Genomic DNA, 13,237 nt, shown 5'->3' with positions numbered 1-13,237 from the left:
CTTATTTTATGGAACATAATAAAAATGGAATTCTTGCTTTAATTGTTTTATTTTTAGGATTAGTGTTTTTTGTCAGTGGAATGGTTTATCATTTATGGGGCTCATTTTAATTTCAACTTTTAGACAGATAAATAATTCGAATCAGAGAAATGTGCATTTTTCCCTTTTCCTTCCAAAATCAATATAATAAGATATAAAATGTAATACATATAAAGACAAATATATATAGCACTCATTAAAAGTGCTTCTATTTTGGAAGGAAGAAACAAACGATGAACAAAAAGTTATTAGCATCATTATTATGTAGCACATTCTTGTTTGGAGTATCAGCTTGCAGTTCACATGATGCGCCTGCGAAAAATGAGCAGGCGACTTCTAAAAAAACAGAGAATGACAAACTTAGCAACAAGGATTCGCAAAAAGAACTTCCTACCAATGTAGATTCCTCTGATGTATACATGTCAATGGGATCTGCCGAGTCATTAGATGTTCTAGGGACTGGAGAAGTTAAAGCACAAGGTGTCTTTAAAGTATTAGACATCGCAGTTTATAATCGTAAAGAAGAACCCATTACACTAGATATCAACAACTTTAAATTAATTGATGGATTTGGAAGAGAATATCACATTTCCAATGAACATCAATCCGTACTTAAAGCTGCAAATACCTCTACATTTAAATTTGGTATTGTTAACCCTGATGAACATTCGGACGGAAACATTGTATTCGATGTACCGAAAAACACGCGAGGATTAACTTTAAAATTTAATAATGATAAGTTAGATAAAGAGCTCCAATTAAAAGTGGAATTGGAATAGGCAAAATAAATACGTCTCCCTTAACATTCTCTACTAACATAAAAAAGTACAGTCTTTTCTACAGCAGACTGTACTTTTTTATTTATCATTTCACATAACATCCCCTAATTTTTTTGACTAGATGCTCTCCAATCACGAAAAGATGTTGGGCGTCCAGAAAAAGCTCTTTGCTTTGTAACAGATGGTTTTTCTTCAGGAGTCATTGTTTTTTCTTTAAGAGTCGCTGGTTTTTCTTTAAGCGTCACTGACTTTTCTTCAAGAATAGTCACAGCTGTTTGCATTTTCTCTAACTGTTCTTTCAACAATTGTTGTTCAATCTTTAAATCCGTAAGTAAACGTAAAATCATCTCAGAATTAGCCATAAGATCCTCCTTCCCCCAATACACAGAATAAAATACAATATGTAGAAGACAAAATTCCGGTGACAAAAATAAGATCGTCAACTCTTTTTAACTTCCAAAATCCTTTTATTTTTTTAAGGACCTGCTCCATTCATCCTTAAAAACATAAATTAAATTAAATCCATTAATAAATGGTCTTTATGGAAGGAGGAGTTAATATGGGCTATGGCGGTAGTTGTGGTGGTGGCTGTGGTTTCGGCGGCGGATTTGCCTTACTTGTTGTGCTCTTCATCTTATTAATCATTGTTGGCGCTAGCTGTTGGGGCGGCGGATTCGGCTGCTAAGGAGAGGCACTCTTGAGAGTGTCTTTTTTTGATATGTAGCTCGTATACATATTGTTCAAATCTATATATTTTTTAAAAATATAGATTTAAAGCATATTTCTCAATGAATAAAACAATTTAACATGGTAAAATAATAGTTGGATGGGAGTCCAATATATTATTAAAATTAAGATGGTTCAAGTCGAAGGAAGGCACCTTAGGGTGTCTTTTCTTTATGACTTCTATCATCAATAAAGGGTGATACAAACTATTACATATGTTTGTACCACCCTTTATTGATGCGTTTAGACTTCACAGTTGTTAAAGTTTTAGACTTCTCCCTTAGTGTACCCATATTATTAGAACATCCTGTAATCTGTAGACAAAATGTAGCTAATAAAAACAATATTAATAATTTCTTCAATAAATCCTCCTACATGCATAAAACACCATATGTTACAAAACAAACATAACATCAACCCTTTATAAAAACAATATAATCCTCGGTCCTTAAGCTATCTCTTAACATAGGAGTACCGCTACATATTCATCAAGCTAAGATTTTAAAATATCCTTTACTTAAGGAATTTGTAAGTATCAAGTAAGAAAAACGAGAGCTTTGTTTTGTATAATCAAAATATAAAGTGAAGGAAGAAAGATTATTTCTGGGATTAATATGCATGTGACAAGAGAAGAAATCTACGTTTTTTAGAATAATAATATGAGTATGTCCAAGTTTTGGAGATTACTTGCAAATATTTTGAAGTTTTCGCACCAGAATTCTAATTACCATACCTGTTTTGTACCATCACGTATTGGAGGTTAAAACATGAATAAAAAAAAGAAAATACAAAGATCAGTACTTACCTTTCCCCTACTCTTTTCTTTAGGCGTTTCATCTTTCCCGCTTACAACAACTATTCACGCAGATACACGCGAAGAACAATCTGCTGAAAAGAAACTAGTCTCTTTAACGGAGCGTACATCATTATTTTTTGAATATCTCCAGCAAGGTAAGTATGCAGAGGCACTACAGTTGACGTCTACTGCTTTTCGATCCAAGTTTACAGCAACCACATTACAAAACTGGTGGACACAAAGTGGCTGGAGCGGGATAAAAAGCATGGGAACCCCCGTGATAAAAGAACGAAACTTGGTCCATCAGACGGTAGAAATTCCAGCAGCTACCGAAGGAACTACCATACCGCTACTCCTTAAATTCACACCTGGCGGGAAAGTAGATGAAATTGGAGAAAGGCCACCCGAAGAATCTTATACCATCCCACATCCTAGCTATGATCAACCTGACTCCTATCAAGAACGTGAAATCGTCATTGGAAATTCTACCTATCCGTTACCAGCGACATTAACAGTTCCGAAGCATCAGCGTGGTGAAAAGGTACCCGTCGTTGTTCTTGTGCATGGTGCTGGCATCCATGATCGCGATGCTACCTATTTGGGAACAAAAATCTTACGAGACCTTGCGGTGGGCCTTTCATCCAACGGAATTGCAGTGTTGCGCTATGAAAAACGTACCTTAGAACATGCATTAAAGATGAGTGCAGAACCTGTTACATTAGACCGTGATACTACAGATGATGCCATATATGCAGCAAAGTCAGCAGCGCAGCAGGAAGGCATTGATCCAAATAATATTTTCATTCTCGGACATAGCCAAGGAGCTGGCACAATGCCGCGTATACTGAGCAAAGCGCCTTCCTCACTTGTTCGAGGAAGTATCTTACTCGCACCACCTGCACGCCCTTTGACTGACATTGCCATTGATCAGTATGAATACCTTGGGGCATCAAAGGAAGAAATCGATGAACTAAAAAGACAGGCTGCTTTTATTCAGGACCCTACTTTCAATCCTGACCATCCTCCAGCTGGCTACAATTTTAGGTCACCTCATTTTATGTATGATGTTTCTAGGTGGCGTCCAGTTGAAGAGGCAAAATCACGAAAAGAGCCTTTACTCATTTTGCAAGGAGCACGCGATTATTAAGTAACAGTAAAAAATGAATATACAAAATGGCAAGAAGGGCTTGCAAACCGCAGGAATGTTCAGTTCAAAAAATACCCGAAATTGAATCATTTCTTCACGGAAGGTGACGGGGAATTAAGCCTCCCTAGTGAATATGAAATCCCTGCTAATATTCCCGAGTACGTCATCCAGGACATTATTACATGGGTTAACGAGACAAAAAAATAAGAAAACATCAAAAGCCTTCATGCAATTATCATTGCGTGAAGGCTTTTTGAAACTAGTGATTCAGAGATAGCTATTATAATGCATCAAAACGAAAATTATATTTTTCTACGTACTAAATAAAACGCTAAGGAACCCATAATAACAGGTGCAACGAAGTCAAAGAAATATGAAAAAGAAAAATTAAAAAGAAAAAGAAATGGTATAAGTGTATAGATAACTGCTAGTCCTATAAATAAAGGAATTCCAAATTGAAACTCTCGACATCGTTTAATTTTCCTATATAAAACTTCCCCAATTAGACAAGCTATAAGAGCTGGTATACTACCATAAGTGACGATAGTTTTTATGAACCCCTGTAAAACGTCTGGGTGAATAAAGCTAGGATTAAAAATATATGAAATTAAGAACCATCCAAAAATAAAAGCAAACAGACTTGCAGCATAACTAACTACAAATTTTATCAAAGTAAGCAACGTAATCATCCCCATAATTCCCTAATATTATCTTCATTGTATCATTTTCTCTTAAAAAGACTCCAAAAGGATATACTTGCCCTTCAGTTGTCTTTTTTAACGCTTGTTCAAGACGTATTTTTTGATGTTATTTTGTATAAAAAACTTTTGGGAGCAACCTGTTCGAAAAATTGATAAAGAATAAGCGATTGAAGGATGAAAACAGAAGACTACAAGGAAAACTGTATGAACAAATATAATGAAACAAGGCTCTTACTTTGTAGCGGTATCCACGAAGTAAGAGCCTTGTTTTTTCTACTCATTTTTTATATCAGTCTTGATTTTCCGATGGAAAGGCACAGAAAATCTACTACAGAAGTTGTGATACCTCTAGGATTAACAAATTCTTTAAATTTCTGTGTACTACGTACAAGCCCTCTACTTTTGGCATGTGCCTCTAATTCAGCTCGAACTTGTATTGTATCCGGAGCCATTCTTTCTAAAGCATGCGCAGAATATTTACGATCATTAATTTCGAGTTTTTAAAACTCATTTATTGTAACTGTAAAATGTGGTTTGAATTTTACTTCGATTTTTTTCTTTTCTTCTGTACCTAGAATGTATAGTGAATCATTACGAGTATATATTTCTTTCACTGATTCCATCTTGGTTTCTATGATACGTTTGTCTTCGTATAGCATTATTAATTCAACTGTTGCATCATAATAGAACATATTCATAACCAGTTCAAATCCAAGTTTATCAATTTTACTATATCGATACGCACCTGCACCTGGAATATAGTAATCTTCTGGTTCGCTTTCGAAAATTTCTAGTAACTCATACTTATCATGTTTAATATCCAATATTCCTCAACCTTTTTGTCATAGATTACTTACTATGCTATTCATTCTATTCTTTTTTCTTTGCGGGAACAACTGTGATAACGTCACCTTTATCATTTATAACTACGTAGCCTTCGTCTCTAACGTATTTCCAAGTACCAGGATTGTCTCCTGGTTTGCGAGTGCCCGTTTTTATAATATCTTCAACTACATTTGGAGTCATTCCTCGAGGATCAACTTTTTTTAATTCTTCCATGTATTTATCTGATCCGAATGTATACCCTTTTCTTTCAGCTCGCTCACGTGCTCGTTTTGTAAGCTCCGCTCGAACTTGAACTGTATCAGGTGCCATTCTTTCAAGTGCATGTTCAGAGTACTTACGTCCATCAATGACGCCGCCACCTCTTGGCATACTCCATCCAATTTCTTCTGTTACCTTTGATACTTTCCCTAAATCCTTCGCTTTTTGTTCTAGTTCTCCATATTTACCAAACACACGGCCAACAACTTTAGGAGACCCACCTACTAGTGTAGAAACAGTTCCCCAAACATAATCATCTGGACCATATTCTCTCTCTGTGAAAAATTCTCTTCCGTTAATGAGTTGTAACCCTTGTTTGATTTGTCCTACAATTGGAAAGAAATCAAGTGACATGGATCCAAGCTCATTAGTACGTTTCTGCTCTTCCAGATATTCTTTCATTTTTTCAGGTGGTACACCAAAATCCTTAAGACGGGTTGTTAAACCGTCCATGTTTCCGACATTTTTAGCTACGTTAGATGTATCAATTTTATATCCCGCAATCTTATTAGCGGAATCTAAAAGGTGGTTCGTAGCGTCGATACCTGACATGATATCTGTGTGAAGAGTTGGGAAGGCTTGTTGCGCTTCTTTAATGTGTGTAGAAACACTTCTTGTTAAGTCTTCGACCATCAAAGCTTGCTTATGTAAAGATTTAGCTGCTGTATCTACTGATTTAGCAAATTTATCTACACTTTTATTAAAGGTGTGTAAATCTTTAGCCATGGATTTATATGCGGGTATCCTACCCTTGAAATCTTCATGCCAATCTTTTATTTCTGTTGCAGTATCCTTTAATCCATTTGCTTGTTTTTTTAATTCATCTTTCGGTAAGGAATCTATGAATCCTTTTATCGGTTGAACATATGCTTCATCTATTTCTACAGGAAAACCATAAGCCGCGTCTAGTTGTGCGGCAAAAATCTGTGCATATTGGTCCATGAATTCTGCCACGAGTTCTACTACTTGTTTTTTCGTTTCTGGTATCAAATCTTTAGCAGCTTGTACATTGTTAATCATTGTACCAGAGTCTTTTGTTGCTTTATCTAAAACCATAATACTATCTTTTAATAACATAAACTTATGGATTTTACTAAAATCATCCTCCATCATTTGCAAGTTCGTGAGGATAGATTGATATTTTACTTGTACATTTGGGTCAGCTTCTTTTGCGTTTATGTTATCAACTAAGCTTTGTATATGAGATCCTTTTAAAGTCGTTAGGAACTGATTCAAACTTTGTGTCAATTCGCTAGATTCTAGTATAGCCGTATCGATATTCTTCGCTTGATTAGCATCAGCTAAGCGTTTTGAGTGTTTTTGTATTAATTCTAGTCCGAATTTCAAATCGTTTACATCTTGACGAATCGCATCCATTTTATTGGATAAAGATTGATCAAACACAACTACAAATAGTTTTTTTACAACGTATGTCTTCCCGTTATAATTTACTCTAAACCATAACGGATTATCTTCTCCCACTACTTCAAGAACTTCATCGTCTCCAACTTGAATAGGATTATATCCTTTTAAAACTGTTCTTGAACCGTATATATTATGATCAAATGAATTAATTTTTACCCAGCCTTTGACCATCTTTCCTGTTCTGTCGAATTGAAACTGTTTACCTTTATAAGTTACATCACCTTTTTGAATTGCCCCTTCATCGTTTGCGAAGTACCAATGTGTAGCCTGCGGGAACCAGCCTTTTTGGGCTGCACCAGTTGTTCTATTAAAATAATAGTCCTTCCCGTCAACGGTATTCCATCCCACAGCTAGATTACCATTTTTATCGAAGAGATAGGTATCATCCCCTGAACGTAATAATCCAGTATGTTTCACGCCTGGTTTGTCATAATAGTATTTCTTTTCTCCATCTACAACCCAGCCAACCGATTCATTGTTTTTTATACCTGTTGTTGCCATGATTGTTCTATATAAGAACACAGAAAATTGCTCTCTTGTGACAAGTCCATTTGGATTAAAATTTCCATCACCAGTACCATTTGTGATTTTATTTCCAGCTAATATTTTGACATATTCGTTAGCCCAATGACCTTTCATATCCGTAAAGTCAAAATTCCCTTGCGGTTTTAAATCGAATGTTCTGACAAGCACTGCAGCCATTTCAGCACGAGTCATATTATTTTTCGGATTGAATTGTTTCTCTACATTTACGCTAAATATGCCCCGTGCAGTAAGTGCCAAAATTTCCTTTTTAAAATTGCTGTCACCAATATCAACAAATGGATTATTTGTACTATCTTGCGGTTTTAAATATCGATACAAGAAAGCAGCAAGATGTTCGCGAATAATAGGATCCGTAGCACCGAAATATCCATTTCCGTATCCTGTTATAATCTTATTTTCAGCCATATACATCATTTCTTTATATGCCCAGTGGGTTTTAGGAACGTCAATAAAAGATGATGAATTCACTTGACCATTTTGTTCTGCATACGCTGTTCCTACTGTACTGAATAATAAAATACATATCACAGAACTTAAAAATAATTTCTTAATTGTATTCATAATAGATCTCCTATTCAATTTTCAAAAATATAATTGCAAAATCAGCACTTATTTTATCCTTCATTTACGGCGTCTTATATAATTATCAAATTTCTATTCATACTAATATTTCGCATAAGGACAACCTAAGTCATTCTGTCTAAACAATAATTAGTTCATAAGATGTTTCATGTTTTAAATGTAGTAGCCCGTTTATGGAACCTTCTTAATAAACAGTAAAACCAAGTTTTTTAATTTGAAAATCCCTTAGTCTAAAATTCGCATTATGTTGACGAGATCCATAATAATACTAATCTCCTTTCTCTTTGACGCGGCCTATTTGATTTAAAACTTCGACTTCCTCTGTAAACATTGGTGCATAGGTAGAAAGTAATTAAAATAATGATAATATAAGTCCTATGGTTTTCTTCATACTCGCATCTCCTTATCAATTCGTAAAAAACTTTTTAATTATATATTAGGTTTATTTACTATTAAAATAAAAAAATATAAATATGCATAATTGCATATTTACCTTCTCGATAGAGTGTACTCTATTGAGAAGCTTACAAGTTATTGATTTTAAAGGATTTAGAGTTTCTCAAATACACTTATCAAAATCGAAGCGTGGTATTTAATTTCAGAGTGGCCCTTGAAACTCATAATCGTTTCCGTACCCCTATAATGCTATTCATTTTTTTATACATTCCTATCCTGGCGTGGGTTGCAGAGTTTCCGTTTTTTACTGAATTAACCGAAAAAATCACGCTAAGCAAAAAATATAATAAGCTGTCGATATAGACAGCCCTTTACATAATTATCGTTATTGGAATCAAAATAAGCTTACACATCCAAGCTGTTGATGATAGCTACTATTTGATGATCTGTCCATTTGCCATTAATCCTTATATTTTCTTTCGCTATACCTTCTTTTTTAAATCCCACTTTTTCTAATACACGAATAGATGCTAAATTATCAAGCATCGCTCCTGCTTCAATTCTATGTAACTTTAATTCCCTAAAAGCAAAATCTACAACAAGTTGAAGAGCCTCTGTTGTATAGCCCTTTGCATTATGCTCCTTATCCAAAGTAAAACCCGTATAACAGCTTTGGAGGTCTCCCCTAACAATTTGAGTTAATGAAATGTCTCCAATCAGTTTATCATTTTCTCTTAAAAAGATTCCAAAAGGGTATACTTGCCCTTCAGCTGTCTTTTTTAGAGCTTGTTCAAGACGTATTTTTTGATGTTCTTCTGTATAAAAAACTTCTGGGAGCAACGGGCAAACTCGTTGAAAAAATTCGCGATTTCTAATATGTAAGTTAGCTAACTCGTTAGCATCAGCAGTTTTATAAAGCCGAATATAAATGTGCTTCCCTACTAGTTTCATAACATCCCTCCAACATTTTTATATGTCTAATGAGGAAAAAATATACCGTATACTATATACAGTTGGATATTATCAGGAATCATTTTGCACGAAAGAAAAGACACTCCATATGAGTGTCTTTTCCAATAGTTTTTAGCAGAAGCAAGAAGCTCCAACGATGATTAATAAAATGAATAACACAACTAATAAAGCAAAGCCTCCCGAGAAGCCACAACCGCCACAACTACCACCATAACCCATAATAGTTCCTCCTTTAGATAAGAGGGGAAAACTAAGGTTCACTCATGTATTTTAATGGATTCGTTTCATCTTATGTTTTTCCGCATTGATTGAGCAGGTCCTTTCGAAAACTATTCACATATTAACTATATTTTTAAAAATGGATAATTTAACTATATCAATAAATAGATTAATTAATATAATGTATTAATTCTAAAAGAAGGGAGGAATAGCCATGCAATTAGTTTGTTTTAAAATAGTAAGTGGTCAGTATTTCTTGTTTGTAGAAGGTATTCAAATTCCTGTACCAATTCCAGCAGTTGCTGCAGCTTTATTAATTGGTTTAGGAGTAATTCCACTTTGTTCTTAATATAAGGAATTCGGATCATTCCTATCTTTCCATTGGAAAAGCCTCAAGTATATGAATACTTGAGGCTTTTCTTATAATTGAGAAAGACACTTTAACGTGGCTGAAGATCTCCTGATTTAACTAATGCGGCCGTTACATCATCACCGAAAGTATTGAAACAGAATACTTTCTCGTCTATCTTATCCATTACTGTAGCTTCACCTATCTTGCCACCTTGAAGTTTAATAAAATAGTTATGTTCTTCTAAAATTTCACTAAAATCTCTATTTGCCCATCTTTCAGTAATTGCTAATAGCTCTTCTTTATTCTTGAAATTGTTTCCGTTTAGAATGTTTCTTACTTTCTCTGCATTCTTTTTGGACATAGGGGTTGCTCCCTTTCCTTCACACGCTTTTACTTTTTGATGAGTCATGCTATGCATAGCTGAAATCACTTCTTCTTCAGTAGAAGTTACTGTAATGTGAAGTTGTGCATTTGAACCTTTCACTTCTGCTTCATTCGATAGTATGTCTTCTTTATTAACCTCTGCAAAAACATGGTCCTCACTCTTAAGCGGGACTTCAGCAAACTGTAACATTCCATAAGTCATACCAGTTGCAAGTACTACTCCCCCTATAATAGATGCTAGCCAATACGTTAGCTTCTTGTCCATCTTCATTTCCCCTGTCTTCGTTTACATACATTAACTAAAGAATACCATATTTAATTCCTTTTTATTGAAGAGTCTCTAATTTCTACTATCTAAAAATATTCTCATCGTCTAATGTAATACGATATAATCATTTTATAATACAAAAAAAACATATTCTCATTCCCTATTTTTTTGGAGGTGATTGTCTTGAATAAAAACATCAATCTACTTCTTCAAATAATAATTGGAATTATAATCATGATTGCACCTATTCTCATAACAGGATCTATATACGATGTCACTAAATCATTTGGTGAACTATTAGTGGCAGAACTTATTATAAGAACACTTTCTCTCATTATTGGACTTTTAGTTATTAGCACAGCTTTGCATCGTTATTCTCAATAATTATTCACGTTCAAAAAATACAATATTTCACATACCAATTCTTATGTATGAAGACAACTAAAACAAGTGTTACAAAAAAATATAAAAAAGACATCTTTTCTAGGGAAAGATGTCTTTTTTATATAAACCTTAATGTTCGTTCTGTAAAACCCTCGCTGCCTTTACTCCTTCTTTCTCTTCTTTTAAGAATAACGATACGATAAATGCAACAATAATAAAGATTAACCCAAGTGCAAATGCACCTTGGAACCCTGAAGTTAAACCGTTTAACTTCTCTACTGGATCCAGTGGATTTGCGGAGCTCTCCATATAGCTAGTTGTTCCTGAAGACATTTTCGAAATAAAGATAGCTGTACCAATTGCACCAGCTACTTGTTGCAACGTACTAAATAGTGCTGTTCCATGCGGATATAAATCTGGTGTTAATTGATTTAAACCGTATGTTTGTGCTGTCATGACAAACATGAGTCCAACCATTAATACGCTATGCATAATAATAATTTGTACCATTGATGTATCAGGAGTAATGCCTTTAAATAAGAACATTGCAATTCCTACTAAGACAATGCCGGGAACGATAATAACTTTCGGACTAAATTTATCAAATAGTTTACCTGCGATTGGTCCCATTATGGCGCTAATAACACTTCCCGGAAGCATGATAATTCCTGATTTAAAAGCTGTAACGAGTAAAACGGTTTGCAGGAACATCGGTAATAAAGTCATCGTTGAAAATAACGACATCATCACAATGACAATTAATCCAACTGATAATGTAAACATCGGAACTTTAAATGCTCGTAATTCTAAAATTGGATTCTCAATTTTCAATTGTCGAACGGCAAAAATACATAATGAGATAAGCCCAACAATTAAAGTGCCATACACTTTTGCATCGGACCATCCTAAATCACCCGATGCACTAAAGCTATACACAAGCCCGCCAAATCCTAATGTCGATAAAAGGATAGATGGGTAATCTACTTTTGGCCTTGTTAACTCTGAAACATTTTGAATGTACTTCATCCCAATCATAATGGAAATGATCACGATAGGAATAACAATATAGAATAACCAGCGCCAATTTAATGAATCCACAATTACTCCAGATAATGTAGGGCCAATTGCCGGAGCTGCCATCATCACGAGTGCGATTAATCCCATTGTCGCACCACGTTTTTCAGGTGGACAAATGATTAAAATCGTATTCATTAATAACGGTGTAATTAACCCCGTCGCTACAGCTTGGACGATACGGCCAATTAATAAAACGGAAAATGTCGGTGCGAATCCCGCAATTAATGTACCGACTAAAAACGTTACCATAGCGATCAAAAACATTTGTCTCGTTGTGAGCCATTGCTGAAGTAACGCTGTAATTGGAACTAAAACCCCAACTACTAACATGTAAGCTGTAGAAAGCCATTGAATCGTTGAAGCGGTTACGTCAAATTCTTTCATTAATACCGTTAACGCATTACCAAGTAATGTTTCATTTAATAATGCAACCATTGCTCCTAAAAGTAATGCAATTAAAATGGGGGTATGTTTCAAATTAGAAGTATCAACTTTGCCACTTGCTGGGCTCTTAGTTGTCATATTCATTTACAGATTCTCCTCCTGTTTCTTACTTAAAAAACTTTAAATATACCGGAACACATGTAATATAATATACATATGTAGATTAAAAAGGGAGAATCAATTTTCAGCCACTGTATATTTAATCTACAAAAAAGGAGAATTGTAGATGAATGATAATGAAAAACAACTTGATTTACGTATTAGACGTACACATAAATTACTGTGGGATTCCTTATTTGAATTAATGACGCAATCAAAACAGAAATATAGTACGATCACGATTAACCAAATATGTGACCGCGCAATGGTACACCGAACAACCTTTTATAAACACTTCGAAGATAAAGATGCTTTATTAACATTTGGATTTAAACGATACGGCAAGATGATTGCTGAAATACCGGTTTCAGATCGATTAAGTAAACCATTTCAAGTAATGGAACAATTTCTACACCATGAAGAACTCGGTAAAATATTAGAAACGCAAATGTCTGATGAACAATTCATTACCCGTACACATTATTTAAGTCACGAAACGAGAAAACAAGAAATAGAAGCATTAAATCAACTTTGCAAAAATCATACGATACTAAATGATTTAATCATTGAGTTTTATTCAGGGGCAATCACCTCATTAAGCACATGGTGGTTTAAAAATAAAAAAAGCGTTTCCGCTGCTGAAATGGATAGGTATCTCCACCAACTTATTAATCGGGATATTTTTCAGTTTGAAGAGGAATAAGACTACACCTTTTCAATTATGCAATAAAGTGAAACTTTAATCAGCCCTCACCAATCGGACTTTTACGGACAGCCCGACCCCCACCTAACTTCTT

The 13,237-nt window shown here is 34.6% G+C and carries 13 protein-coding genes and 2 pseudogenes; 6 read left to right on the top strand and 9 right to left on the bottom strand.

The features are described 5' to 3' along the window. The first annotated feature begins 272 nt into the window (after nucleotides 1-272). The gene (locus tag ACTFN4_RS20630) at nucleotides 273-818 is read left to right on the top strand and encodes a DUF4352 domain-containing protein (RefSeq protein WP_001035576.1); all 546 of its coding nucleotides are present in this window, start codon (nucleotides 273-275) and stop codon (nucleotides 816-818) included. A gap of 104 nt (nucleotides 819-922) precedes the next feature. On the opposite strand, the gene ACTFN4_RS20625 is transcribed toward ACTFN4_RS20630, so the two are convergent. Further along, on the bottom strand, nucleotides 923-1,180 hold the full coding sequence (locus tag ACTFN4_RS20625) for a hypothetical protein (protein WP_000013694.1): 258 nt from the start codon (nucleotides 1,178-1,180) through the stop codon (nucleotides 923-925). A gap of 197 nt (nucleotides 1,181-1,377) precedes the next feature. Between ACTFN4_RS20625 and ACTFN4_RS20620 the strand changes: the two genes are divergently transcribed. Together ACTFN4_RS20620 and ACTFN4_RS20615 are read left to right on the top strand one after the other, a co-directional pair. Beyond that, entirely contained in the window at nucleotides 1,378-1,503 is a 126-nt protein-coding gene (locus tag ACTFN4_RS20620; protein WP_000540377.1) for a YjcZ family sporulation protein, read from the top strand. Nucleotides 1,504-2,311: 808 nt separating this feature from the next. Next, a pseudogene (locus ACTFN4_RS20615) lies at nucleotides 2,312-3,694 on the top strand (alpha/beta hydrolase family protein). Between the two features lie 95 nt (nucleotides 3,695-3,789). On the opposite strand, the gene ACTFN4_RS20610 reads toward ACTFN4_RS20615, so the two are convergent. The 6 genes and pseudogenes from ACTFN4_RS20610 to ACTFN4_RS20585 all read right to left on the bottom strand — a co-directional run bounded on the left by ACTFN4_RS20610 (nucleotide 3,790) and on the right by ACTFN4_RS20585 (nucleotide 9,432). Then, on the bottom strand, nucleotides 3,790-4,176 hold the full coding sequence (locus ACTFN4_RS20610) for a hypothetical protein (protein ID WP_000631589.1): 387 nt from the start codon (nucleotides 4,174-4,176) through the stop codon (nucleotides 3,790-3,792). 25 nt (nucleotides 4,177-4,201) lie between these two features. Further along, a pseudogene (locus ACTFN4_RS20605) lies at nucleotides 4,202-4,357 on the bottom strand (GNAT family N-acetyltransferase); the annotation flags it as partial. Between the two features lie 331 nt (nucleotides 4,358-4,688). Next, nucleotides 4,689-5,012, bottom strand: coding sequence for a hypothetical protein (locus tag ACTFN4_RS20600; RefSeq protein WP_000351757.1), 324 nt, complete (start codon nucleotides 5,010-5,012; stop codon nucleotides 4,689-4,691). Between the two features lie 46 nt (nucleotides 5,013-5,058). After that, nucleotides 5,059-7,824, bottom strand: coding sequence for an S-layer homology domain-containing protein (locus tag ACTFN4_RS20595; RefSeq protein ID WP_439962722.1), 2,766 nt, complete (start codon nucleotides 7,822-7,824; stop codon nucleotides 5,059-5,061). 822 nt (nucleotides 7,825-8,646) lie between these two features. After that, entirely contained in the window at nucleotides 8,647-9,192 is a 546-nt protein-coding gene (locus ACTFN4_RS20590) for a GNAT family N-acetyltransferase (protein WP_000779764.1), read from the bottom strand. Nucleotides 9,193-9,324: 132 nt separating this feature from the next. Next, complete coding sequence (locus ACTFN4_RS20585) at nucleotides 9,325-9,432, bottom strand: YjcZ family sporulation protein (RefSeq protein WP_000540375.1); 108 nt, start codon at nucleotides 9,430-9,432, stop codon at nucleotides 9,325-9,327. Between the two features lie 214 nt (nucleotides 9,433-9,646). Between ACTFN4_RS20585 and ACTFN4_RS20580 the strand changes: the two genes are divergently transcribed. Then, nucleotides 9,647-9,781: a hypothetical protein gene (locus ACTFN4_RS20580; RefSeq protein WP_001177693.1), complete on the top strand. Its 135-nt coding sequence runs from the start codon at nucleotides 9,647-9,649 to the stop codon at nucleotides 9,779-9,781. Between the two features lie 91 nt (nucleotides 9,782-9,872). Here ACTFN4_RS20580 and ACTFN4_RS20575 read toward each other — a convergent pair whose 3' ends face one another. Next, nucleotides 9,873-10,433 carry a PRK06770 family protein gene (locus ACTFN4_RS20575; protein WP_439962721.1) on the bottom strand — a complete coding sequence of 187 codons (561 nt, stop codon included), beginning with the start codon at nucleotides 10,431-10,433 and terminating at the stop codon, nucleotides 9,873-9,875. Between the two features lie 186 nt (nucleotides 10,434-10,619). Here ACTFN4_RS20575 and ACTFN4_RS20570 point away from each other — a divergent pair, with 186 nt between their 5' ends. Further along, nucleotides 10,620-10,820, top strand: a complete 201-nt coding sequence (locus ACTFN4_RS20570; protein ID WP_001038824.1) for a hypothetical protein — start codon at nucleotides 10,620-10,622, stop codon at nucleotides 10,818-10,820. Nucleotides 10,821-10,949: 129 nt separating this feature from the next. Here the strand turns inward: ACTFN4_RS20570 and ACTFN4_RS20565 are convergent, their stop codons facing one another. Further along, nucleotides 10,950-12,425 (bottom strand): MDR family MFS transporter, encoded by a 1,476-nt coding sequence (locus ACTFN4_RS20565; RefSeq protein WP_059304080.1) that lies wholly within the window; start codon nucleotides 12,423-12,425, stop codon nucleotides 10,950-10,952. A 142-nt stretch (nucleotides 12,426-12,567) separates the two neighbouring features. On the opposite strand from ACTFN4_RS20565, the gene ACTFN4_RS20560 reads away from it, so the two are divergent. Next, entirely contained in the window at nucleotides 12,568-13,143 is a 576-nt protein-coding gene (locus ACTFN4_RS20560; RefSeq protein ID WP_439962720.1) for a TetR/AcrR family transcriptional regulator, read from the top strand. Nucleotides 13,144-13,237 lie beyond the last annotated feature (94 nt).

It is taken from the genome of Bacillus cereus group sp. MYBK95-2 (assembly GCF_051915225.1).
Classification (GTDB): domain Bacteria; phylum Bacillota; class Bacilli; order Bacillales; family Bacillaceae_G; genus Bacillus_A; species Bacillus_A cereus.
The sequence above is the reverse complement of the archived record's forward strand: the minus strand, read 5'-3'. Positions and strand labels throughout refer to the sequence as shown.

Coding starts and splice junctions, on each gene's coding strand:
- ACTFN4_RS20630 (WP_001035576.1), top strand. CDS start 273: ATGAACAAAAAGTTATTAGCATCATTATTATGTAGCACATTCTTGTTT.
- ACTFN4_RS20625 (WP_000013694.1), bottom strand. CDS start 1,180: ATGGCTAATTCTGAGATGATTTTACGTTTACTTACGGATTTAAAGATT.
- ACTFN4_RS20620 (WP_000540377.1), top strand. CDS start 1,378: ATGGGCTATGGCGGTAGTTGTGGTGGTGGCTGTGGTTTCGGCGGCGGA.
- ACTFN4_RS20610 (WP_000631589.1), bottom strand. CDS start 4,176: ATGATTACGTTGCTTACTTTGATAAAATTTGTAGTTAGTTATGCTGCA.
- ACTFN4_RS20595 (WP_439962722.1), bottom strand. CDS start 7,824: ATGAATACAATTAAGAAATTATTTTTAAGTTCTGTGATATGTATTTTA.
- ACTFN4_RS20590 (WP_000779764.1), bottom strand. CDS start 9,192: ATGAAACTAGTAGGGAAGCACATTTATATTCGGCTTTATAAAACTGCT.
- ACTFN4_RS20585 (WP_000540375.1), bottom strand. CDS start 9,432: ATGGGTTATGGTGGTAGTTGTGGCGGTTGTGGCTTCTCGGGAGGCTTT.
- ACTFN4_RS20580 (WP_001177693.1), top strand. CDS start 9,647: ATGCAATTAGTTTGTTTTAAAATAGTAAGTGGTCAGTATTTCTTGTTT.
- ACTFN4_RS20575 (WP_439962721.1), bottom strand. CDS start 10,433: ATGGACAAGAAGCTAACGTATTGGCTAGCATCTATTATAGGGGGAGTA.
- ACTFN4_RS20565 (WP_059304080.1), bottom strand. CDS start 12,425: ATGAATATGACAACTAAGAGCCCAGCAAGTGGCAAAGTTGATACTTCT.
- ACTFN4_RS20560 (WP_439962720.1), top strand. CDS start 12,568: ATGAATGATAATGAAAAACAACTTGATTTACGTATTAGACGTACACAT.